This window comes from Kineococcus gurbantunggutensis (assembly GCF_050871925.1).
GTDB lineage: Bacteria > Actinomycetota > Actinomycetes > Actinomycetales > Kineococcaceae > Kineococcus.
The window spans coordinates 17,697-39,502 of sequence record NZ_JBJLSG010000009.1; the positions used below are offsets into that span (position 1 = coordinate 17,697).

Consider the following 21,806-nt stretch of genomic DNA (forward strand, 5'->3'; position numbering starts at 1 on the left):
GCACGCGACCCGGACGTGGTTCTCCCGGGCAACTTGGCACCGGTCAACGGTACGCGCCCGCCGGACCGGCCCCGTCACCCGAGGGACCCCGTTCCCCGCGGGGCCCCGGCGGCGCCGGGGCCCCGCGCGCGGGCTCAGGCCGCGGCGGGCTCGACGGCGCCGACGAGGGCCTCCAGCACGGCGGTGAGCTTCTCGGTGACCTCGGCGTCGTCCTTGGGGTGCAGCTCGGCGAAGCGCACCACGGAGCCGGGGATGGCCATGGTGGCCTCGGCGAGCACGCGCGCGCCGGCGATGCCGAACACCTTGCGGGCGTCGTCCTGCGCCCACACGCCGCCGTACTGGCCGAAGGCGCTGCCGACGACGGCGAGCGGCTTGCCGGACAGGGAGCTGGCGCCGTAGGGGCGCGAGGCCCAGTCGACGGCGTTCTTCAGCACGGCGGGGATGGTGCCGTTGTGCTCGGGGGTGACGACCAGCAGGGCGTCGGCGGCGGCGACGGCCTCGCGCAGGTCGGTGACGGCCTGCGGCACCGAGCCCTCCACGTCGACGTCCTCGTTGTAGAAGGGCAGGTCGCCCAGGCCCTCGTGCACGCGCAGGGTCGCGCCCTCGGGCGCGAGGTGGACGGCGGTCTCGGCGATCTGGCGGTTGACGGAGGCGGCGCGCAGGCTGCCGACCAGGACCAGGACGTCGGTCACGGGGAACTCCTCGGGAGGCGGTGGGTCACGGGGTCGCGGTGCCCGCGACTCCCCGGCATCAATGCGGACCACGGTCCGCTTGTTCCCGGACTGTAGTCCGCCCCGTCCCGCCACCGCCACCCCCGCACCCCCGCGCGGAGCAGCCGGCGGGCCTACCCTCGCCGTGTGGCACGCCCCCTGCCGGTCCTCGGCCCCGCACCCTCCCCGGTGCGCGCCGACGCCTCGCGCAACCGGCAGGCGCTGCTGTGCGCCGCCCGGCGCCTCGTCGAGGAGGTCGGCGTGGCCGGCTTCAGCATGGACTGCCTGGCCGCCCGCGCCGGCGTCGGCAAGGGCACCGTCTTCCGCCGCTTCGGCTCCCGCTCCGGGCTCTTCACCGCGCTGCTCGACGAGTTCGAGCGCTCCTTCCAGGAGCAGGTCCTCTCCGGCCCGCCCCCGCTCGGGCCCGGCGCCACCCCCCTGCAGCGCCTGGAGGCGTTCGGCCGGCACCGCCTGCGCTTCCTCGCCGAGCGCGGCGACCTGCTGCGCGCCGCCGAGGCCGACCTGCGCGCCGGCGCCACCCCGCCGGCGGACTTCGCCCGCACCCACCTGCGGGTCCTGCTGCGCGCCGCGGGCACCACCGGCGACCTGGACGTCCTGGCGTTCTACCTGCTCGCCTGCCTGGAGGCGCCGCTGTCCGCCCACCTGGCCGGGGTGGGCGGGCCGGGCGCGGGCGGCCTCGGCGTGGACCGGCTGGGCGACGGCTGGGCGGACCTCGTGCGCCGCGTCGCGCCTCCCCCGCCGGGCTGACCGGCACCCGCGCCCCCGCACGCAGGGGGCGGGGGGTCCGTGCCCACCCGAGCGGGCGCTCGGGCGGTGGGGCGACCCGGGAGTGCGGGCGGCTTCAGGCCGTGCGCTGGTACAGCACGTGGTCCTGCCAGCTGCCCGCGATGCGCAGGTAGCGGCGGGCGACGCCGATGCGCTCGAAGCCGTTGCGCTGCAGCACGGCCTGGGAGGCGGAGTTGGACAGCAGGGTGCCCGCCTGCAGGCGGTGCAGGCCCAGCTCCCCGAAGGCGCTCTCCGCGGTGCGGGCCACCGCCTCCGTGGCCACGCCCCGGCCGTTGACGGCCTCGGCGACGAAGTAGCCCAGGTCGGCGGACTGGGCCGGGCCGCGGACGACGTTGCTCAGGGTGATCCGGCCGACCAGCTCGCCCTCGTGGACGATCGCCAGGGGCACGACCCGGCCGGCGGCGTGCTCGGCGAGCAGGTGCTCCACGAGCGCGGCCTGCCCGGCGGCGGTGAAGTGCGCGGGCTCGCGCTCGGGCTCGAAGGGGGCCAGGAAGTCCCAGTTGGCGACCAGCAGGCGGGCCAGGGGCTCGGCGTCGGCGGGGGTGAGCAGGCGCACCGCGGTGCGCGCGCGGGTGCGGCGGGCGCCGGGTGCGGCCGGGCTCACGAGAGCACGAACCAGACGGTCTTGCCCGACGCCTCCCTCTCCACGCCCCAGCGGTCGGAGAGGATGTCGACGAGGGCCACCCCGCGCCCGCCCTCGGCGTCCGGGGAGGCGTCGCGGCGCACCGGCGGGTGGGGGTCGCCGTCGGAGACGGAGACCTGCAGGCCGGCGGTGCCGTCGCAGTGCACGCGCACCCGCACGGGCGGGCCGCCGTGGCGCACCGCGTTGGTCACCAGCTCGGAGACGAGCAGCTCCGCCTCGTCCAGGACGCGGGCGTGGTGCACGGCGCAGTAGGCGTCGGAGAGGAACGTGCGGGCCCGTCGCGCCGAGTGCTCGTGATCCGGGAGGGTGATCTCAGCATCGGGGGTCGCCTCGCACACGCGCCCATCCTGCCCGTCCCGGCCCGTCGGTGCGCGACGGGCCCCGTCGACCCGCCGGTGCTCAGCCGGTCAGCAGGCGCAGCACCTCCGCCGCGGACTGCCGCACCCGCCCGCCGAGGGCGTCCAGCTCGCCGTCGTCGACGCGCCCGCCGCTGAGGTGACCGGCCGGGCGGGGCTGGCGGTCGGGGTCCAGCAGCCGCTCGGACAGCTCCACGCCCAGGCGCACGCACACGGCCAGCGGGGAGGCCCAGCCGGGCGCGTCGACCTGCGCCAGGGCGGCCGGCAGGTCGTCGGGGAAGGACCACGCCGCCAGCGCCTCGGCGGAGACGCGGGTGTGGGTGGAGCCGTACAGGCGCGTCTCGGCGGCCAGCAGGTCCTCGCGGGTGGCGGCCTGCGCCATGAGCTGCGGGTAGCGCACCGGGTCGCAGCGCACGAGCAGCGCCTGCCCCAGGCGCGCCAGCAGCCCGAGGCTGAACGCCTCGGGGGCCTGCACGCCCAGGCGCGCGGCGACCTCGCCGGCGGCGACGGCGGTCAGCACGCTGCGCTCCCAGAAGCCCTCCAACGCCTCGGGAACGTCCTCCAGGCCGGCCACGGCCGCCACCGCCAGGCTGCGCACGGTGGAGAAGCCCACGACGGTGACCGCGAACGCCGGCGCGGACACGCGCCCGCTGAGGCCGAAGTACGCCGAGTTCGCCAGCCGCAGCACCTTGGCGGTCAGCGCGGGGTCGTGGCTGAGGGTGTGCCCCAGCGAGCGCGCGTCGGAGCGGTGGTCGTCGGCCTGGGCGATGACGCGGGCCGCGACGGGGCGGTGCGCCGGCAGGTCGTCCAGGGCGGCGCTGATGCGCCCGAGGACGTCCACCGCCGCCCCGGGCGCCGCGGAGGTGCCGGGGGCCGCGGCCGGCGGCTGCGGGCGGCGCGCGGGGCGCGGGGGGCCGACGACGACGCCGCCGCGGGGACGGGGCAGGATCACGCGGGCACCTCCCGGGGGGCGGGCAGGGCGCCCGTGGCCGGGTCGGGGGTGAGCACGCCGCCGCCGACGAGGACGTCCCACAGGTCGTCGCGGCTCATCGGGCGCGCGTAGAGGTAGCCCTGCACGGCCTCGCAGCCCAGCTCCACCAGCACGGCGTTCTGCTCCAGGGTCTCCACGCCCTCGGCGACCACGTCCAGGCCCAGCGTGCGCGCCAGGGAGACCACGGCCGCGGCCACGGCCCGCGCGGGCCCGCCGCGCGCGCCGCGCCCCCCGCGCGGGTCGCGCAGGTCGCGCACGAAGGAGCGGTCCACCTTCAGGTGGTCGGCGGGCAGGCCCACCAGGTACGACAGCGAGGAGTAGCCGGTGCCGAAGTCGTCGATGGCCACGCGGGCGCCGTCGCGGCGCAGCTCCTCCAGCACCGCGCGGCAGGCGCGCAGGTCGCTGGCCAGGGCGGTCTCGGTGACCTCCAGGCACACGTCGTCCAGCTGCAGGCCGGCCTCGGCGACGGTGCGGCGCACCCCCTCGGCGAAGCCGTCCGCGGACAGCGAGACCGCCGAGACGTTCACCGCGACGCGGCGCGGCACGTGGGGCAGGCCGGCGGCGGTGGCGTCGGCGCGCCAGGCGGCCAGGTCCCGGCACGCCACGCGCAGCACGTGGGCGTCCAGCAGCGGCACGAGGTTGGCGCGCTCGGCGACCTCGATGAACGTGCCCGGGTCGATCGGGCCCAGCTCGGGGTGGCGCCAGCGGGCCAGCGCCTCCACCGACAGCAGCTGCGCGCCGGGGCGGGTGGGGGTGCCCGGGCGCACCACCGGTTGGTAGTGCACGTCGATCGCGCCGCGCGCCAGCGCCTCGCGCAGGTCGGCGACCAGGCGCAGGGAGCGGCGCGCGCGCCGGCGCACCCCCTCGTCCAGCAGCGCCCAGCGCCCCCCGCCGGCGGCCTTGGCCTCGTGGGTGGCGATGCCGACGTCGCGCACGACCTCCTCCGCGCCGCCGGGCGCGCCGGCCAGCAGCACCACGCCCACGCTGGCGCCGACCCGCAGGCGCAGGCCGTTGACCTCCACCGGCGGCACCAGGCAGTCCAGCACGCGCCGGGCGGTGGCCTCCACGGCGCCCGCGCCGGACAGGTCGTGGCACACCAGCACGAACTCGTCGCCGCCGGGGCGGGCCACCAGGTCCCCGGCGCGCACGGTGCGCACGAGCCGGCGCGCGACCTCCACGAGCACCGCGTCGCCGGCCTCCGGGCCCAGGCCGTCGTTGACGGTCTTGAAGTCGTCCAGGTCCACCATGAGCACCCCCACCGGGCAGGGCTCCGGGGCCGCGCCCCCGCCGCCGGGGGCGGTGGCGGTGGCCGGGGCGGGAGCGGTGGGCGTGCCGCAGGGCCCCTCGGGCAGCAGCTCGCCGAGGTGCTCCAGCAGCGCCAGCCGGTTGGGCAGGCCCGTGAGCAGGTCGTGCTGGGCCTGGTAGGCCAGGCGGTTCTCGCGGGCGCGGCGGTCGGTGACGTCCTCCACGGTGCCGATGAACCCCGCGCCGTGACCGGGGGTGCGGCTGGGCGCCAGGCGCACCGTGACCCACCGGACGTGGCCGGCGGCGGTGCGCAGCCGCGTGTCGAAGGCGACGCGCTCGCCGGCCAGGACGTCGGCGACGGCCTGCACGACGCGGGGGTGCTCGTCGTCCAGGACGTGCGAGAGCCAGCCGGTGCCGCACAGCTCCTGCGCGGGCACGCCCAGCAGGGAGGCGAAGGCGTCGTTGACGCGGGACAGGCGCGCGCCGACGTCGGAGACCAGGGTGGGCACCGGGGAGTCCTGCGCCAGGGTGGCGAAGCGCTCCTCGGCGGCGCGCAGCGCGGCGCGGGAGCGCTCGTCGTCGGGGCTGACGAGCTGGAGCACCCAGTGGTCCTCCGCGGCGAGCGCGAGGTCCACGCGCAGCCGCTCGGAGACGGCGCCGAAGCCGCTGACGCGCTCGGGCACCGGCCAGGCCACGACCTCGGTGGTGCGCTCCTCCCCGGCCGCGGTGACGGCGCGGGCGGTGAAGCGGGTGCAGCGCTCGCGCACCAGGGCCCCGGGCTCCTCGGCGCCGCGCAGCACGCGGCCGGCGGCGACGTCGAGCAGGTCGGCGGGCGCGGCGCCCAGCAGGTCGGCGACGGGGGCGTTGGCCCAGCGCACGCGGGGGCGCTCGGGCGCCTCGGGCGGGCGGGGGCGGGAGACGACCAGGACGGGCTGGTCGCCGGCGGCGGCCAGGTGCAGGAGGGCGGCGACCACCCCGGGGGCGACGTCCTCGCCCTGGCTGCGCCACACCTCGTCGAACACGTCTCGCCCCGTCCTCCCCGCGACCGCCCGCGTGACGTCGCCCGGGACCTCCATCGGCACGACGGGGCGCGGAGTTGACCCCGCCGGGCGCACCCGAGCGGGTGAGGGTCGCGACGCTGCGCACCGGGCCCGGGGACGCCGACGGGCGGCCACCCCGCGGGGTGACCGCCCGTCGGCGCGGCGCCCCCGGGCGCCGGTCGCCGGCTCGTCAGGCGTTCGTGAGCGAGCGCAGCACGTACTGCAGGATGCCGCCGTTGCGGTAGTAGTCCGCCTCGCCGGGGGTGTCGATGCGCACGACGGCGTCGAAGCCCACGGTGGAGCCGTCCTCCTTCGTGGCGGTCACCCGCACGGTGCGCGGGGTGGTCCCGGAGTTCAGCTCGGTCAGGCCGGCGACGTCGAACGTCTCGGTGCCGTCCAGGCCCAGGCTCGCCGCGGACTCCCCCGCCGGGAACTGCAGCGGCACGACGCCCATGCCGATGAGGTTCGAGCGGTGGATGCGCTCGAAGCTCTCGGTGATGACGGCCTTGACGCCCAGCAGCGCGGTGCCCTTGGCGGCCCAGTCGCGCGAGGAGCCCGAGCCGTACTCCTTGCCGCCCAGGACGACGAGCGGGGTGCCGGCCGCGGCGTAGTTCTGCGCGGCGTCGTAGATGGTGCTCTGCTCGCCGCCGGCGGTGAAGTCGCGGGTGAAGCCGCCCGAGACGCCGTCCAGCAGCAGGTTGCGCAGCCGGATGTTGGCGAAGGTGCCGCGGATCATCACCTCGTGGTTGCCGCGGCGCGAGCCGTAGGAGTTGAAGTCCGCTCGCTGCACGCCGTGCTCGGAGAGGTACGTGCCGGCCGGGCTGTCGGGCTTGATGGAGCCGGCGGGCGAGATGTGGTCGGTGGTGACCGAGTCGCCCAGCAGCGCCAGCACGCGCGCGCCGGAGATGTCGGTGACCGGGGCCGGCTCGGCCCGCATGCCCTCGAAGTACGGGGGCTTGCGCACGTAGGTGGACTCCGCGTCCCACGCGAAGGTGTCGCCCTCGGGGGTGGGCAGGCCCTGCCAGCGCTCGTCGCCGGCGAAGACGTCGGCGTAGTCCTTGACGAACATGTCCTTGCTGATGGCCTCGCCGATGACCCGCTCGACCTCGGCGGCGTCGGGCCAGATGTCGCGCAGGAAGACGTCGGCGCCGGACTCGTCCTGGCCGATCGGGTCGTTCTCCACGTCCCAGTCCATGGTGCCGGCGATCGCGTAGGCGATGACCAGCGGCGGGGAGGCGAGGTAGTTCATCTTGATGTCCGGGTTGATCCGGCCCTCGAAGTTGCGGTTGCCGGAGAGCACCGCGGTCACGGCCAGGTCGTTCTCCTGGATCGCGGCGGAGACCTCCTCGGGCAGCGGGCCGGAGTTGCCGATGCAGGTCACGCAGCCGTACCCGACGAGGTGGAAGCCCAGCTTCTCCAGGTACGGGGTGAGCCCGGCCTTCTCGTAGTAGTCGGTGACGACCTTGGAGCCGGGCGCCAGGGAGGTCTTCACCCACGGCTTGCGGGTCAGGCCGCGCTCGACCGCGTTCTTGGCCAGCAGCGCCGCGGCCACCATCACCGAGGGGTTGGAGGTGTTGGTGCAGCTGGTGATCGAGGCGATGGCGACGGCGCCGTGGTCGATCTCGGTGCGGGTGCCGTCGGCCATCGTCACGGGCACGCGCCTGGAGGGGCGGCCGGCGGCGTGGCCGGGCTCGGCCGGGGCGTCGCTGCCGTCGCTGGCGGAGGCCGCCGGCGGGTCGGAGGCCGGGAAGCTCTCGGCGCTGGCCTCGTCCTGGGTGGCGCCGACGGTGTCGTCGATGGTGGTGCTCATCGCCGAGGAGGGCGCGTCGGCGGGCAGCTCGTCGGTGACGTAGTCGCCCAGCGCGGCGCGGAACGCCTCCTTGGCCTCCGTCAGCACGATGCGGTCCTGCGGGCGCTTGGGGCCGGCGATGCTGGGCACGACGGTGGACAGGTCCAGCTCGAGGTACTCGGAGTACTTCGCCTCGCGCGAGGGGTCGTGCCAGAGGCCCTGCTCCTTGGTGTACGCCTCGACGAGCGCGACCTGCTCGTCGCTGCGGCCGGTCAGGCGCAGGTAGTCCAGGGTGACGTCGTCGATCGGGAAGATCGCCGCGGTGGAGCCGAACTCCGGGCTCATGTTGCCGATGGTGGCGCGGTTGGCCAGCGGCACGGCGCCGACGCCCTCGCCGTAGAACTCCACGAACTTGCCGACCACGCCGTGCTTGCGCAGCACCTCGGTGATCGTCAGCACGACGTCGGTGGCGGTCGCGCCGGCCGGGATGGAGCCGGAGAGCTTGAAGCCCACCACGCGCGGGATGAGCATCGACACCGGCTGGCCCAGCATGGCGGCCTCGGCCTCGATGCCGCCCACGCCCCAGCCCAGCACGCCCAGGCCGTTGACCATCGTGGTGTGCGAGTCGGTGCCCACCAGGGTGTCGGGGTAGGCCTGCAGCTCGCCGCCGACCTCGCGGGGGAAGACCACGCGGGCCAGGTGCTCGATGTTGACCTGGTGGACGATGCCGGTGCCCGGCGGGACGACCTTGAAGTCGTCGAAGGCGGTCTGGCCCCAGCGCAGGAACTGGTAGCGCTCGCGGTTGCGCCCGTACTCGATCTCGACGTTCTGCTCGAAGGCGTCGGGGCGGCCGAAGACGTCGGCGATGACGGAGTGGTCGATGACCAGCTCGGCCGGGGACAGCGGGTTGACCTTGGTGGGGTCCCCGCCCAGGTCGGCCACGGCCTCGCGCATGGTGGCCAGGTCGACGATGCAGGGCACGCCGGTGAAGTCCTGCATGATCACGCGGGCGGGCGTGAACTGGATCTCGGTGTCGGGCTGGGCGTCGGGGTCCCAGCCGGCCAGGGCCCGGATGTGGTCGGCGGTGATGTTCGCGCCGTCCTCGGTGCGCAGCAGGTTCTCCAGCAGCACCTTGAGGCTGAAGGGCAGCTTCTGCGCGCCCTCCACCGCCCCCAGGCGGAAGATCGTGTAGTCGGTGCCGCCGACTGTTAGGGTAGCCTTCGCTTGGAAGCTGTTCTGGCTGCTCACCGTGAGCTCCTCACTCGTCGTCCGCTTCGACGTCGTCGCGGGTCGGGCGTCACGTCCGATGCTGCCACCCGCGCGCCGCGCGCGCGGCGGCGCCCCACCGGGACCGCGACCATTTATCTCGACGTCAAGATACCACCGCGGCGGGCGCGGCGTTGCGGCGGGGACCGCCGGCGCCGGGCGCTCAGGCCGCGGCGGCCCGCTTGTACACCGCGCGCACCGCGCTGCCCAGGCGCGGGCCGTAGAGCCGGTCCGGCGCGCGGCCGTAGCTGAAGCTGACCACCGAGGTGACCACGCCGGTGCCGGCGGCCGGGTCGAAGCGCGAGAGCCACGGCCCGCCGCTGGAGCCGCCGCCCATGTCGCACAGGGTGCCCTGGTCGGTGGTGCCGCCGTCGTCGGGGAAGCGCAGGCCGGTGCAGTGCTGCAGCGTGTACCCGTCGCTGGTGCGGCTGGCGGCCGGGTAGCCGAACACCGTCACCCGCTCCAGGGCCGCGTCGAAGCCGAGGTCGAACGCGCCGACGCGGTCGGCGAGGGTGGCCCCGCCCTGCCTGCCGACGACGACGAAGCCGACGTCGAAGTTCAGCGCCGCGGCGGTGTCCTGGTCGCCGTCGCGCCACTGCTGCGTGGTGAAGGTGCGCGTGGCGCTCCACCGGCCGAACGGCTCCGCGCTGCCCGCCAGGCCCGGCACGAAGATCACGTTGGTGGAGGTGCGGCCCTTCTCCGTCAGGCAGTGGCCGGCGGTGACCACCACGCTCTCGTTGCCCGCGCGCACGCTGCTGGCGGAGCACTCGTACGGCACGCCGCCCTGCGTGAAGTACAGCCGCCCCACCTTCGGGGTCACCGCCGCGGGCCCGGTCCACGGCGTGGCGACGCCGACGGCGCCGTCGACGACGCCCGCGGCCCCGCGCAGCCGCCGCTGCAGCACCGGGGCGCCCCCGGCGGCCAGCATGCGCGCCGCGCCGGCGGCCGGTGCGGCGCTCCCGCCGGCGGGGGTGCCCTCGGGGGCGTCCTGCGCGGTGCCCTGCGCGGCGGGGGCGTCGGCCGAGGCCGGGCGCGCGGCCGCCATCCGCTCCGGCGTCCAGTACTCCAGCGCCGAGCGCTGCTCGGCGCCGGCGACCTCGGACAGCAGGTGCGCGCCGCGGCCCGCGGGCGCGGCCGGACCGGTCGCGGCCCCGGCGGGGGCCGCGGTGGCGAGCGCCGCGAGGACGGCGAGGGCGAGGCCGCCGGTCCGGCGGCGGCGGTGGGTGGCGGGCATGTCGGCTGTCCTCCCGGGGAGCGGTGGGCTCGGCCCATCCTGGCCGATCGAGCGGCCCGGCGCCGCCACCGGTGCCCCCCGGCGCGGGCGCGGCCGTCAGAATGTCCCGGTGAGCACCGACGTCCTGCGCGCCGCCCCCGCCCCGCAGCCCGGCGCGCCGGGCCCGTCCGCCGACGGCGGCGGGGCCGTGCGCGAGGTGGTGCTGCTGGGCAGCACCGGCTCGATCGGCACCCAGGCCCTGGACGTCGTCGCCGCGGCCGGCGGGCGCTTCCGCGTCACCGCGCTGGCCGCCGGCGGCGCGGACGTGGACGCCCTGGCCCGCCAGGCCGTCGAGCACTCGGTGGCGCTGGTCGCCGTCGCCCGGCCGGGGGCGGAGGCGCCGCTGCGCGAGGCGCTGGCCGCGCGGGCGCGCGAGGCCGGGCGCGCCGGGTGGTCCCCGCGCGTGGTGGCTGGGCCGGACGCGGCCGCCGAGGCCGCCGCGCACCCGTGCGACGTCGTGCTCAACGGCATGACCGGCTCGGTGGGGCTGCGCCCGACGCTGGCGGCGCTGGCGGCCGGCAGCACCCTGGCGCTGGCGAACAAGGAGTCCCTGGTCGCCGGCGGGCCGCTGGTCACCCGCGCCGCCGCGCCCGGGCAGGTGGTGCCGGTGGACTCCGAGCACTCGGCGCTGGCGCAGTGCCTGCGCGGCGGGGACGCCGGGGAGGTCGCGCGCCTGGTGCTCACCGCCAGCGGCGGCCCCTTCCGCGGCCGCCGCCGCGAGGAGCTGACCGGGGTGACCCCCGCGCAGGCCCTGGCGCACCCCACCTGGTCCATGGGCCCGGTGGTCACCACGAACTCCGCGACCCTGGTCAACAAGGGCCTGGAGGTCATCGAGGCGTCCCTGCTGTTCGGCATCGGCTACGAGCGCATCGAGGTCGTGGTGCACCCGCAGTCGGTGGTGCACTCGATGGTGGAGTTCACCGACGGCTCCACGCTCGCGCAGTGCTCCCCGCCGGACATGCGCCTGCCCATCGCGCTGGGGCTGGGCTGGCCGCGGCGGGTGCCCGGCGCGGCGCCGGCGGTGGACTGGACCCGCGCGGCGAGCTGGACGTTCGAGCCGCTGGACGCGCAGGCCTTCCCCGCGGTGGACCTGGCCCGCGAGGCCGGCCGGCGCGGCTCCACGGTCCCGGCGGTCTTCAACGCCGCCAACGAGGAGTGCGTGGCGGCCTTCCACGCCGGCCGCCTGCCCTTCCTGGGCATCGTCGACACCCTGGCCCGCGTCGTGGGCGAGCACTCCCCGGCCGGCGACCCGCGCGACGTGGAGGACGTGCTGGCCGCGGAGGACTGGGCCCGCGCCCGGGCCCGGGAGCTGACGGCGGGGGCGCGCGCGTGAGCGAGGTGCTGCTGTGGGCCGTCGGGATCCTCGCCGCGGCCGCGGGGGTGGCGCTGTCCATCGCCCTGCACGAGGTGGGCCACCTGCTGCCCGCCAAGCGCTTCGGCGTGAAGGTGACGCAGTACATGGTCGGCTTCGGGCCCACCCTGTTCTCCCGCCGGCGCGGGGAGACCGAGTACGGGCTCAAGGCGGTCCCGCTGGGCGGCTACGTGCGCATGATCGGCATGTTCCCCCCGCAGCCGGGCGACGCGCCGGGACGGGTGCGCGCCTCCGCCACGGGGCGCTGGGCCCTGATGGCCGAGGAGGCCCGGCAGGCCAGCTTCGTCGAGGTCGGCCCCGGCGAGGAGCGCCGCACGTTCTACCGGCTGCCCGTCGCCAAGCGCATCGTCATCATGTCCGGCGGCCCGTTCGTGAACCTGCTGCTGGCGCTGCTGCTGACCGCGGTGGCCTCCAGCGCCATCGGCACCCCCGGCCTGGTGCCCACCGTCTCCTCCGTCTCGCAGTGCGTGCTGCCCGCGGGCACCACCGCCACCGAGTGCGGCCCCGGCGACCCGCCGGCGCCCGGTGCGGCGGCCGGGCTGCGCCCGGGCGACGTGGTGCTCTCCTTCGACGGCGAGCCGGTCACCGGCTGGGAGGAGCTCTCCGGGGCCATCCGCACCTCCGGCGGGCGCACCGTCGAGGTCGTCGTCGAGCGCGACGGGCGGCGGGTGCCGCTGACGGCGACCCCGGTGCTCACGCAGCGCGCCGTGCTCGACGAGCGCACCGGCGAGCCCACCGGTCGGGTCGAGGAGGTCGGCTTCCTGGGCGTCTCGCCGAGCATCGCGGTGGTGCGCACCCCGTTGCGCGAGGTGCCGGGCGTGGTGGCCGAGCAGGTCGAGGGCGTGGCGGGCATCGTGCTGCGGCTGCCGCAGCGGCTGGTGGACGTGGCGCAGGCGGCGTTCGGCAGCGAGGCGCGCGACCCGAACGGCCCGATCGGGGTGGTGGGCATCGGCCGCCTGGCCGGGGAGCTCAACGCCCGCCCGGCGATCATCCCCGGCGACGAGCTGGCCGAGCGCACCTCCCGGCTGGTCTCGCTGCTGGCGGGGCTGAACGTGGCGCTGTTCGTCTTCAACCTGATCCCGCTGCTGCCCTTCGACGGCGGGCACATCGCCGGCGCGCTGTGGGAGGTCGTCAAGAGGGCGGCCTTCCGGCTGCGCGGCCGGCCCGACCCCGGCCCGGTGGACGTGGCCAAGGCGATGCCGCTGGCCTACGGGGTCTCGCTGGTGCTCATCGGGATGAGCGCGCTGCTGCTGTACGCGGACATCGTGCGACCGGTCACCCTGGGCTGAGCGCCCCCGCCGCGCGCCGCCGCCGGACCGCCGGGTCCGCCGGGTCCGCCGGGCGTGAACACCCGGCGGCGCTGCGGTGGACGCGGCGCCCCGCGGTCGTGGGCGCCCGCGCGGGGGCGGATACTGGGGGGCGTGACTGTGAGCCTCGGTCTGCCCGCCCTGCCGCCGCCCGTCCTGGCCCCGCGCCGCAAGACGCGCAGGATCAAGGTCGGCTCGGTGGACGTCGGCGGCGACGCGCCCATCTCGGTGCAGTCGATGACGACGACCCAGACGACGGACATCAACGCCACGCTGCAGCAGATCGCGGAGCTGACCGCGACCGGGTGCGACATCGTGCGCGTGGCGTGCCCCACCAACGACGACGCCGAGGCCCTGCCGATCATCGCGAAGAAGTCGCAGATCCCGGTCATCGCCGACATCCACTTCCAGCCCAAGTACGTCTTCGCGGCCATCGACGCCGGCTGCGCGGCGGTGCGCGTGAACCCGGGCAACATCCGCAGGTTCGACGACCAGGTCAAGCAGATCGCGCAGGCCGCCAAGGACGCGGGCGTCTCGATCCGCATCGGCGTCAACGCCGGCTCCCTCGACCCGCGCCTGCTCGCCAAGCACGGCAAGGCCACCCCCGAGGCCCTGGTGGAGTCCGCGGTCTGGGAGGCCTCCCTCTTCGAGGAGCACGACTTCCACGACTTCAAGATCTCGGTCAAGCACAACGACCCGGTCGTCATGGTGCGCGCCTACGAGCTGCTCTCCGAGCGCGGCGACTGGCCGCTGCACCTCGGCGTCACCGAGGCCGGCCCCGCCTTCCAGGGCACCATCAAGTCCGCGACCGCCTTCGGCGCGCTGCTGAGCAAGGGCATCGGCGACACCATCCGCGTCTCGCTGTCCGCCCCGCCGGCCGAGGAGGTCAAGGTCGGCATCCAGATCCTGCAGTCGCTGAACCTGCGCCCGCGCAAGCTGGAGATCGTCTCGTGCCCCTCGTGCGGGCGCGCCCAGGTGGACGTCTACTCCCTGGCCGAGGCCGTCACCGAGGGCCTGGAGGGCATGAGCGTGCCGCTGCGCGTGGCCGTCATGGGCTGCGTCGTCAACGGCCCCGGCGAGGCGCGCGAGGCCGACCTCGGCGTGGCCTCCGGCAACGGCAAGGGCCAGATCTTCGTCAAGGGCGAGGTCATCAAGACCGTCCCCGAGCACGCGATCGTGGAGACGCTCATCGAGGAGGCCAACCGGCTGGCCGCCGAGATGGGCGAGCCGGAGGACGAGTCCGCCGCGGGCAGCCCCACCGTCACCGTCGGCTGACGCGCGTGCGGTGGGGCGCGGCGCGCCGCGGGCGGGGCCGCGTGGACGGCCCGCCGCGCACGCGACAGGATGCCGGGGTGCACCTGACCCCCTCCGCGGCCACCTCCCGGGGACCCGCCGGGCCCGGGAGCCTGCGCGTCCTCACCGGCGCCGACGCCCCCGCGCTGCTGCGGCTGTGCGAGCGGGACCCGGTCGCCAACCTCTTCGTCTCCGCCCGCGTGCTGGGCCTGCTCGCCCGCCCCGGCACCGACCTGGGCGGGCAGGTGTGGGGCTGGTTCGTCGGCGGCGAGCTGGTCTCGGCGTGCTGGGCCGGCGCCAACCTCGTGCCCGTGGAGGCCACCCCCGCGGCGCTGGACGCCTTCGCCGCGCAGGCCCGCGCCCAGGGGCGGCGGTGCTCCTCGCTCGTCGGGCCCGCCGAGGCGGTCCTGGCGCTGTGGCAGCGCCTGGAGCCGCACTGGCGCGGCGTGCGCGAGGTGCGCGCCCGCCAGCCGCTGATGGTCTGCGACGGCGAGCCCGCCGTGCCGGCCGACCCGGCGGTGCGCCGGGCGACGCTGCGCGAGCTGGACATCGTGGTGCCGGCCTGCGTGGCGATGTTCACCGAGGAGATCGGCTACGCGCCCGCCCCGCCGGACGGCGGCGGCGCCTACCGCGCGCGCGTGGCCGAGCTGGTCTCCACCGGCCGCTCCTTCGTGCGCGTGGACCCCGGCGCCTCCGGGCCCGAGGTGGTCTTCAAGGCCGAGCTGGGCGCCGTCTCGCCCAAGGTGGTGCAGGTGCAGGGGGTGTGGGTGCCGCCGCACCGGCGCGGGGAGGGCCTGGCCTCCCCGGGCATGGCCGCCGTCGTGCGCGCCGCCCGCGCCGACGGCGTGGAGGTCGTCTCCCTGTACGTCAACGACTACAACACCCGCGCCATGGCGGCCTACCGCCGCGTGGGCTTCCGCGAGGTCGGCACCTTCGCCACCGTGCTGTTCTGACGCCCGCGCCGCCCCGGTGACGGCGCCCCCGCGCGGTCGGCGCGGGAGCCGCCGGCGCGCGGATAGGCTCTCGGGGTGCTCATGCGGATGTCGACGCTGTTCCTGCGGACCCTGCGGGAGGACCCGGTCGAGGCCGAGGTCGCCAGCCACAAGCTCCTGGTGCGGGCGGGCTACATCCGCCGCGCCGCGCCCGGCATCTACACCTGGCTGCCGCTGGGCCTGAAGGTCCTGCGCAAGGTCGAGGCCGTCGTGCGCGAGGAGATGGACGCCGCCGGCTTCCAGGAGGTCCACTTCCCGGCGCTGCTGCCGCGCGAGCCCTACGAGGCCACGAACCGCTGGACCGAGTACGGCGAGGGCATGTTCCGCCTGAAGGACCGCAAGGGCGCGGACTACCTGCTGGCCCCCACCCACGAGGAGATGTTCACCCTCCTGGTGAAGGACCTGTACTCCTCGTACAAGGACCTGCCGCTGGCGATCTACCAGATCCAGACGAAGTACCGCGACGAGGCCCGCCCGCGCGCCGGCGTCCTGCGCGGGCGCGAGTTCGTCATGAAGGACTCCTACAGCTTCGACGTCGACGACGCCGGCCTGGAGGTCTCCTACGAGAAGCACCGCGAGGCCTACGTGCGCGTCTTCACGCGTCTCGGGCTGGACTTCGTCATCGTCTCCGCCGTCTCCGGCGCCATGGGCGGCTCGCGCAGCGAGGAGTTCCTGCACCCCACCGCGATCGGCGAGGACACCTTCGTGCGCTCGCCCGGCGGGTACGCCGCGAACGTCGAGGCCGTCACCACCGCCGTGCCCCCGGCCCTGCCCTACGACGACGCCCCCGCCGCGCACGTGGAGGACACCCCCGACACCCCTACCATCGAGACGCTGGTGGCCGCCGCCAACGCCTCGCACCCGCGCCCGGACCGGCCCTGGACGGCCGCGGACACCCTGAAGAACGTCCTGGTCGTGCTGCGCCACCCCGACGGCACCCGCGAGCCGCTGGCCGTGGGCGTGCCCGGCGACCGCGAGGTCGACCTCAAGCGCCTGGAGGCCTCGCTGGCCCCCGCGGAGCTGGAGGCGTTCGAGGAGAAGGACTTCGCCGCCCACCCGGCGCTGGTCAAGGGCTACATCGGCCCCGGCGCCCTGGGCGCGGAGTCGGCCTCCGGCATCCGCTACCTGCTCGACCCGCGCGTGGTGGAGGGCACCCGGTGGATCACCGGCGCCGACCTGCCCGGCAAGCACGTCTTCGACCTCGTCGCCGGCCGCGACTTCACCGGCGACGGGTTCGTGGAGGCCGCCGAGGTGCGCGCCGGCGACCCCGCCCCGGACGGCTCCGGCCCGCTGGAGCTGGCGCGCGGCATCGAGATCGGGCACATCTTCGCCCTGGGCCGCCGCTACGCGCAGGCGCTGGACCTGAAGGTGCTCGATGAGAACGGCAAGCAGGTCGTCGTCACGATGGGCTCGTACGGCATCGGCGTCACCCGCGCCCTGGCCGCCATCGCCGAGGGCAACCACGACGACAAGGGCCTGGTGTGGCCGCGGGGCCTGGCCCCGGCGGACGTGCACGTCGTGGCCACCGGCAAGGACCCCGAGGTGTTCACCACCGCCGAGCGCCTCGCCTCGCAGCTGCAGGCCGACGGCGTGGAGGTCCTGCTCGACGACCGCCCGAAGGTCTCGCCCGGCGTGAAGTTCAAGGACGCCGAGCTCATCGGCGTGCCCACCGTCCTCGTGGTCGGCAAGGGCCTGGCCGAGGGGGTCGTGGAGCTGCGCGACCGCCGCACCGGCGAGGCCCGCCAGGTGCAGCTGGCCGAGGCCGTGCCGGCCGTCACCGCCGCCGTGCGCGGCTGAGGACCCGCAGGCGCACCGCGGCGGTGGTCCCCGCGACCACCGCCGCGGCCGCACCGGCGGCCGCGGCCGCCGCGCTCGAGGCGTCCGGCCCGGACAGCCGGCCGGCGCACACCCACGCCAGCCCCCACGTCAGCGCCGCCCCGGGCGCCAGGCGCCCGCGCGAGCGCACCGCGGTGAACACCCCCACCGCGCCCGTCAGGGCGAGCACGGCCACCGCCCACGCCGGCTCGGCGGCGTCCAGCCCGGCCTGCTTCAGCGCCGCCGCGGCGTCGGCCACCGTCGCCACGCCGACCCACCCCAGGTACAGCCCCACGGTGCCGTCCACGACGACGGCCTCGAGCGGGCCGGCGGGCCGGCCGGCCAGCAGGCGGCCGAAGGCGACCACGAGCACCACCAGCAGCGCCGCGATCACCACCACCGAGGCGGCCACCCACCCCGCCTGCACGGTGAGCACCCACGCGAGGTTCAGCAGCAGCGAGGCGGTGACCCACCACCCGGTGGCGCGCTGGCGCGCGTCGTGCGTCCGGGCGGGCAGCAGCTGCCACACCGCCAGCGCCAGCAGCCCGGTGTAGACGACGCCCCAGATCGCGAACGCCGGCCCGTCCGGCGCCACGAGCGTGGCCGAGGCCGACAGCGCCCCGCCGGCCGCCTGCGCGATCGGCGTACCCCCCAGCGCCCCCGAGCCGACCGCCGAGCCGGCCACGGCCAGCACGGCGCTCGCCGCCAGCGCGGCGCGGCGCAGGCCGTCGCGGGAGCCGGCGCGGCCGGCGGAGCCGAGGGAGGGGGTCGCGGTGCTCACCCCGCCATCGTCGGGCCGGGCCCCGGCGTACGCACGCGCGCCCCGCGGCCCCGCGCCCGGGGGGGTCCTGCGGGGCCGCGGGCCCTAGGGCTCCAGGTCGACCAGCACCGCCGCGTGGTCGGAGGCCCACACGCCGTCCACCGGCTCGGTGGCCACCAGGCGCACGTCGCGCACGGAACCCTCGCCGGTGAAGGGGGCCAGGCCCACCAGGACGTGGTCGATGCGCGCGCTGGGCTGGTGCACCCGCGCCACCCACGGGTTGCGCCGGTCCCACGTCAGCCCGGGGTCGCCGGGCTCGGCGAACAGCCAGGAGTCGACGAGCACGAAGCCCTCCACGGGCCCGGGGGTCTCGTACCCGCGCGCCAGGCGCATCTCGTCGGAGGTCGCCAGCGCGTTGAAGTCGCCGGTCAGCACCGGCGGGTAGTGCGCGCCGCGCCGCGCGCCGGCGGCCACGAACGGCACCAGCGCGCGCACCTGCGCGGTGCGCACCGCCGACTCGGCGGGGGAGGAGTTCAGGTGCGTGGTGGTGAACGGCAGCGGTCGCCGGGGGGCGTCCACGAGCACCTGCAGGGCCGTGCGGCCCTCGTCCTGCTGCCCGCCGGCCGGCAGCGGCAGCACGCGCTCCTCCAGCAGCGGGTACCGGCTGAGCACCGCGTTGCCGAAGTCGACCTCCCCGGAGCCGGGGTCGTGCGGGGCCAGGCGCCGCTGCCAGCGCTCCGGCCGCGGCGAGGGCGACCAGGCGGCCCGCATCCCGAGGCGCTCGGCGAGCCAGTGCGCGAGGTTCTCCCCGTCCGGGCCGTGCGTGGCCCACACCTCCTGCAGGCCCACCACGTCCGGGCGGTGCTCGGCGAGGACGGCCAGGATGGCCTCGCGGCGCGCGCGCCAGTCGCCGAAGCGCCACCAGACGTTCCACGTCATGATCCGCAGCGGTCCGTCCGCGGCCGCCGGTGCCAGGGGTGCGCTCATCTCGCGCTCATCCTCCCAGCCGCCCCGCCGGCCGCCAGCGGGGGTCCGCCGCCGCCCGTGGCGGCGGGGGCGCGCCCCCGCCCGGGCGCCGGCTCACCCGCCGGAGGGGGCGGCGGTGCTCCCGGTGGCCGTGCCGGTGCCGGTCGCGGTGGGCACCGCCAGGCCGTCCTCGCCCAGCTCGGGCAGCCCAGGGAAGCCGGTGGTGGTGCCGCCCCAGGCGCGCGCGGCGCGGGCGGCGCGCACCACGCCGGCGGCCGCCGGGGCGCGGTCGGCGCGGGAGGCGGCGGCCAGGTCGGCGTAGACGGCGGCCAGGCGCTCCTCCGCGGCGGCGGCGAGCTGGACGGCGGCCTCGGCGGTGCCCGCGGCGGCGTCGTAGGCGGCCCGCGCGCCCACCGGGCGCTCCCCGCGCGCCACCACGGCGGCGGCGAGGTCGTCGCGGGCGGTGCGGTGGGCCGCCAGGGCCGCCAGGGCCTGCGCGCGCCGGTCCCCGTCCAGGCGCGCGGCGACCAGGCCGAAGCACCACGCGGCGGCGTGCTCGCCGGCCAGCGCCGCCTGCAGCGCGGCCACGGCGGGGGCGTCGGCGGGGGCCCCGGCGCCGGCCGGGCCGCCGGTGGCCGACGGGGTCGACGGTGCGGTGGGTGCGGCGGGTGCGGGCGGCTCCAGCGCCGGGGCGGGGACGCCGGCGGCGGTGGCCGCCGCGTCCAGCAGCAGCGCCCGGGAGGCCGCCAGCGAGCACAGCAGCCGCGCCAGCCCGCCGCCGGTCGTCGCGGTCGCGGCCAGGGCGCGCCCGGCCGCGCCGGCCAGGGCCCCCACCAGCGCCGCGGCGCCCCCGCCCGCCTCGCCGCCCGCCGCGCCGTCCCCGGTCGCCTGCGCGGTCACCGTCGCGCTCACGGGGGCCGCCGGGTCCTCGCCCAGGGCGCGCAGGTGCGCGGTGCACGCGTCCACGACCGCGGCGGCGGCCTGCTGCGCCGCCGCGGAGGGCGCGTCCGCGGTGCCGCTCGCGGCGGTCGCCGCCCCGGCCACCGGCAGCGCCAGCCCGAGCAGCGCCCGGGCGTCGGCCGCGGCCCGCTCGCGGGCGTCGTCGTCCGGTCCCCGCCGCGCCGTCGGGGTGGTCTCCGGGCCGCTCACCCAGCGCACGCCGCACCCGGTGGCGGGGGCGCACGCCAGGAGCGCCAGCGCGGCCAGGGCGGTGCGCCGGCGCGGGCGCCGACCGGCCGGGGCGGGGACGCCGGGACGCGGACCGGGGAGCGCGGGCACCCCGGGATGGTGCCACGCGCGTGGTCGGGCACCGGTGGCGCGCCGGGATACCCTGGGCAGTCGTCGTGCCGAGCGGCGGGCGGGGCCGTGCAGCTGCCGCCCCCGGCCGGCGGGCGCGTGAGCTCGAGAGCAGGGGAGGGGCGGTCGTGCCGTCGCTGGACGAGGCCGTGACCGGCGTGCTGGACGCGGTCTTCACCGACGGGAGCCGCTCGGCGGGCCTGGCGCTGGAGTCCGTGGCCGTCTCCACGGCCGGCCGCCGGCGCGTGGTGCGCGTGGTGGTGGACCTGGCGGGCGAGGAGCCCGGCGAGGTCGACCTGGAGGCGGTGGCCGTCGCCTCGACCCTGGTCTCCGAGGCGCTGGACTCCTCCGACGTCCTCGGCGCGGCCCCGTACACGCTGGAGGTCACCTCCCCGGGGGTGGACCGCCCGCTGACGACCCGGCGGCACTGGGCGCGCGCCCGCGGCCGGCTGGTGCGCGCGGTGCTGGCCGACGGCACCGCCCTGCTGGGGCGGGTGGAGTCGGTGGACGCCGACGGCGTGCTGCTGCGGCTGGAGCCGCAGCCGGTCAAGGGCCGCCCGCCGCGCGCCAGGGACGTCGGCGCGCCGCGCGAGGTGCCGTTCGCGGAGCTGGTGCGCGGCGAGGTGCAGGTGGAGTTCCGCCGCGCCGACGCCGACGCGGACGCGCACGGGGCGGGCGCGCAGGACGACGAGCTGGACGACGACGAGCTGGACGACGAGCTGGACCTGGACGACGACGAGCCGGACGTGCAGGACGACGCGGGACGCGAGGGCGAGCAGTGAACATCGACATGGCGGCGCTCCGGCTGCTGGAGCGGGAGCGGGAGATCCCGTTCGAGGCGCTGGTGCGCGCGATCGAGCAGGCGCTGCTCATCGCCTACCACCACACCGAGGGCTCGCAGCAGCACGCCCGCGTGGAGCTGGACCGCACCAGCGGCGAGGTGCGCGTGCTGGCGGCCGAGCGCGACGCCGAGGGCGCCGTCGTGCGCGAGTACGACGACACCCCGGCCGGCTTCGGGCGCATCGCCGCCACGACGGCCCGGCAGGTGATCCTGCAGCGCCTGCGCGACGCGGCCGACGAGCAGGTGCTGGGCGAGTACGCCGGCACCGAGGGCGACATCGTCTCCGGCGTGGTGCAGCAGGGCCGCGACCCGCGCGTGGTGCAGGTGGACCTGGGGGCGCTGGAGGGCGTGCTGCCGCCGGCCGAGCAGGTCCCCGGCGAGGAGTACCGCCACGGCAGCCGGCTGCGCTGCTACGTGGTGAGCGTCAAGAAGGGCCCCAAGGGCCCGCAGGTGGTGCTCTCGCGCTCGCACCCGAACCTGGTGCGCCGGCTGTTCGCGCTGGAGGTGCCCGAGATCGCCGACGGCACGGTGCAGATCACCGCGCTCTCGCGGGAGGCGGGGCACCGCACGAAGATGGCGGTGCGCGCCACGCGCGCGGGGGTCAACGCCAAGGGCGCCTGCATCGGCCCGGTGGGCCAGCGGGTGCGGGCCGTCATGGCCGAGCTGCGCGGCGAGAAGATCGACATCGTCGACCACAGCGACGACCCGGCGCGCTTCGTGGCCAGCGCCCTGTCGCCGGCGCGGGTCACCTCGGTGGAGGTCGTCGACGAGGTCACCCGATCGGCGCGCGTCGTGGTGCCGGACTACCAGCTGTCGCTGGCCATCGGCAAGGAGGGGCAGAACGCCCGCCTGGCCGCCAAGCTGACCGGCTGGCGCATCGACATCCACCCCGACACCGAGCAGCGTCAGGAGCCGGCGGCCGCCTCCGGCCCGCAGGGCGCCTGAGGCGGGTGGTGCGGGGCGCCCCCGGCGTCCCGCGACCCGCCCGAGCGCGTGGCGGCGCTACACTGTCGTCATCGTGACACTCGTTGAGGCCGGTCGTCC

General features: G+C 77.1%; 18 protein-coding genes. 8 read left to right on the plus strand and 10 right to left on the minus strand.

Annotated elements, in window-relative coordinates; translation table 11 throughout:
- Positions 1–134: 134 nt before the first annotated feature.
- Positions 135–692: an NAD(P)H-dependent oxidoreductase gene (locus ACRYR7_RS02810; protein WP_432570537.1), complete on the minus strand. Its 558-nt coding sequence runs from the start codon at positions 690–692 to the stop codon at positions 135–137.
- 165 nt (positions 693–857) lie between these two features.
- Here ACRYR7_RS02810 and ACRYR7_RS02815 point away from each other — a divergent pair, with 165 nt between their 5' ends.
- Positions 858–1,478: a TetR/AcrR family transcriptional regulator gene (locus tag ACRYR7_RS02815; RefSeq protein ID WP_432570538.1), complete on the plus strand. Its 621-nt coding sequence runs from the start codon at positions 858–860 to the stop codon at positions 1,476–1,478.
- A 94-nt stretch (positions 1,479–1,572) separates the two neighbouring features.
- Here ACRYR7_RS02815 and ACRYR7_RS02820 read toward each other — a convergent pair whose 3' ends face one another.
- The 6 genes from ACRYR7_RS02820 to ACRYR7_RS02845 form a co-directional block, all read right to left on the minus strand.
- Complete coding sequence (locus tag ACRYR7_RS02820) at positions 1,573–2,121, minus strand: GNAT family N-acetyltransferase (protein WP_432570539.1); 549 nt, start codon at positions 2,119–2,121, stop codon at positions 1,573–1,575.
- Positions 2,118–2,498 carry an ATP-binding protein gene (locus ACRYR7_RS02825; RefSeq protein WP_432570540.1) on the minus strand — a complete coding sequence of 127 codons (381 nt, stop codon included), beginning with the start codon at positions 2,496–2,498 and terminating at the stop codon, positions 2,118–2,120. The genes ACRYR7_RS02820 and ACRYR7_RS02825 overlap by 4 nt, the downstream gene beginning before the upstream one ends.
- A gap of 61 nt (positions 2,499–2,559) precedes the next feature.
- The gene (locus tag ACRYR7_RS02830; protein ID WP_432570541.1) at positions 2,560–3,468 is read right to left on the minus strand and encodes an HDOD domain-containing protein; all 909 of its coding nucleotides are present in this window, start codon (positions 3,466–3,468) and stop codon (positions 2,560–2,562) included.
- Positions 3,465–5,774 carry a putative bifunctional diguanylate cyclase/phosphodiesterase gene (locus tag ACRYR7_RS02835; RefSeq protein ID WP_432570542.1) on the minus strand — a complete coding sequence of 770 codons (2,310 nt, stop codon included), beginning with the start codon at positions 5,772–5,774 and terminating at the stop codon, positions 3,465–3,467. Before ACRYR7_RS02835 ends, ACRYR7_RS02830 begins: the two co-directional genes overlap by 4 nt.
- 208 nt (positions 5,775–5,982) lie before the next feature.
- On the minus strand, positions 5,983–8,829 hold the full coding sequence (locus ACRYR7_RS02840; protein WP_432570543.1) for an aconitate hydratase: 2,847 nt from the start codon (positions 8,827–8,829) through the stop codon (positions 5,983–5,985).
- A gap of 181 nt (positions 8,830–9,010) precedes the next feature.
- Positions 9,011–10,081, minus strand: a complete 1,071-nt coding sequence (locus ACRYR7_RS02845) for a trypsin-like serine peptidase (protein ID WP_432570544.1) — start codon at positions 10,079–10,081, stop codon at positions 9,011–9,013.
- 109 nt (positions 10,082–10,190) lie between these two features.
- On the opposite strand from ACRYR7_RS02845, the gene dxr reads away from it, so the two are divergent.
- From dxr to ACRYR7_RS02870, 5 genes are all read left to right on the plus strand, one after another.
- A complete protein-coding gene (gene dxr / locus ACRYR7_RS02850) occupies positions 10,191–11,453 on the plus strand; it encodes a 1-deoxy-D-xylulose-5-phosphate reductoisomerase (RefSeq protein ID WP_432570545.1) in 1,263 nt (420 codons plus the stop codon).
- Positions 11,450–12,781 carry a M50 family metallopeptidase gene (locus tag ACRYR7_RS02855; RefSeq protein ID WP_432570546.1) on the plus strand — a complete coding sequence of 444 codons (1,332 nt, stop codon included), beginning with the start codon at positions 11,450–11,452 and terminating at the stop codon, positions 12,779–12,781. The genes dxr and ACRYR7_RS02855 overlap by 4 nt, the downstream gene beginning before the upstream one ends.
- A 132-nt stretch (positions 12,782–12,913) precedes the next feature.
- Complete coding sequence (ispG, locus tag ACRYR7_RS02860) at positions 12,914–14,074, plus strand: flavodoxin-dependent (E)-4-hydroxy-3-methylbut-2-enyl-diphosphate synthase (RefSeq protein ID WP_432570547.1); 1,161 nt, start codon at positions 12,914–12,916, stop codon at positions 14,072–14,074.
- Between the two features lie 77 nt (positions 14,075–14,151).
- Positions 14,152–15,045 carry a GNAT family N-acetyltransferase gene (locus ACRYR7_RS02865; protein WP_432570548.1) on the plus strand — a complete coding sequence of 298 codons (894 nt, stop codon included), beginning with the start codon at positions 14,152–14,154 and terminating at the stop codon, positions 15,043–15,045.
- A gap of 75 nt (positions 15,046–15,120) precedes the next feature.
- Positions 15,121–16,881 (plus strand): proline--tRNA ligase, encoded by a 1,761-nt coding sequence (locus ACRYR7_RS02870; RefSeq protein ID WP_432570549.1) that lies wholly within the window; start codon positions 15,121–15,123, stop codon positions 16,879–16,881.
- Here ACRYR7_RS02870 and ACRYR7_RS02875 read toward each other — a convergent pair.
- The 3 genes from ACRYR7_RS02875 to ACRYR7_RS02885 form a co-directional block, all read right to left on the minus strand.
- Positions 16,859–17,680: a tryptophan-rich sensory protein gene (locus ACRYR7_RS02875; protein ID WP_432570550.1), complete on the minus strand. Its 822-nt coding sequence runs from the start codon at positions 17,678–17,680 to the stop codon at positions 16,859–16,861. The genes ACRYR7_RS02870 and ACRYR7_RS02875 overlap by 23 nt on opposite strands.
- Positions 17,681–17,764: 84 nt before the next feature.
- Positions 17,765–18,646, minus strand: a complete 882-nt coding sequence (locus tag ACRYR7_RS02880) for an endonuclease/exonuclease/phosphatase family protein (protein WP_432570551.1) — start codon at positions 18,644–18,646, stop codon at positions 17,765–17,767.
- 93 nt (positions 18,647–18,739) lie between these two features.
- Positions 18,740–19,903: a DUF4439 domain-containing protein gene (locus tag ACRYR7_RS02885; RefSeq protein ID WP_432570552.1), complete on the minus strand. Its 1,164-nt coding sequence runs from the start codon at positions 19,901–19,903 to the stop codon at positions 18,740–18,742.
- A gap of 146 nt (positions 19,904–20,049) precedes the next feature.
- On the opposite strand from ACRYR7_RS02885, the gene rimP reads away from it, so the two are divergent.
- Complete coding sequence (rimP, locus tag ACRYR7_RS02890; RefSeq protein ID WP_432570553.1) at positions 20,050–20,703, plus strand: ribosome maturation factor RimP; 654 nt, start codon at positions 20,050–20,052, stop codon at positions 20,701–20,703.
- Positions 20,700–21,707, plus strand: a complete 1,008-nt coding sequence (nusA, locus tag ACRYR7_RS02895) for a transcription termination factor NusA (protein ID WP_432570554.1) — start codon at positions 20,700–20,702, stop codon at positions 21,705–21,707. Before rimP ends, nusA begins: the two co-directional genes overlap by 4 nt.
- The last annotated feature ends 99 nt before the right edge of the window (positions 21,708–21,806 follow it).

Bases quoted from the DNA above. Each gene is read 5' to 3' on its own strand.
- ACRYR7_RS02845 (WP_432570544.1), bottom strand. From the start codon at position 10,081: ATGCCCGCCACCCACCGCCGCCGCCGGACCGGCGGCCTCGCCCTCGCC.
- ACRYR7_RS02880 (WP_432570551.1), bottom strand. From the start codon at position 18,646: ATGAGCGCACCCCTGGCACCGGCGGCCGCGGACGGACCGCTGCGGATC.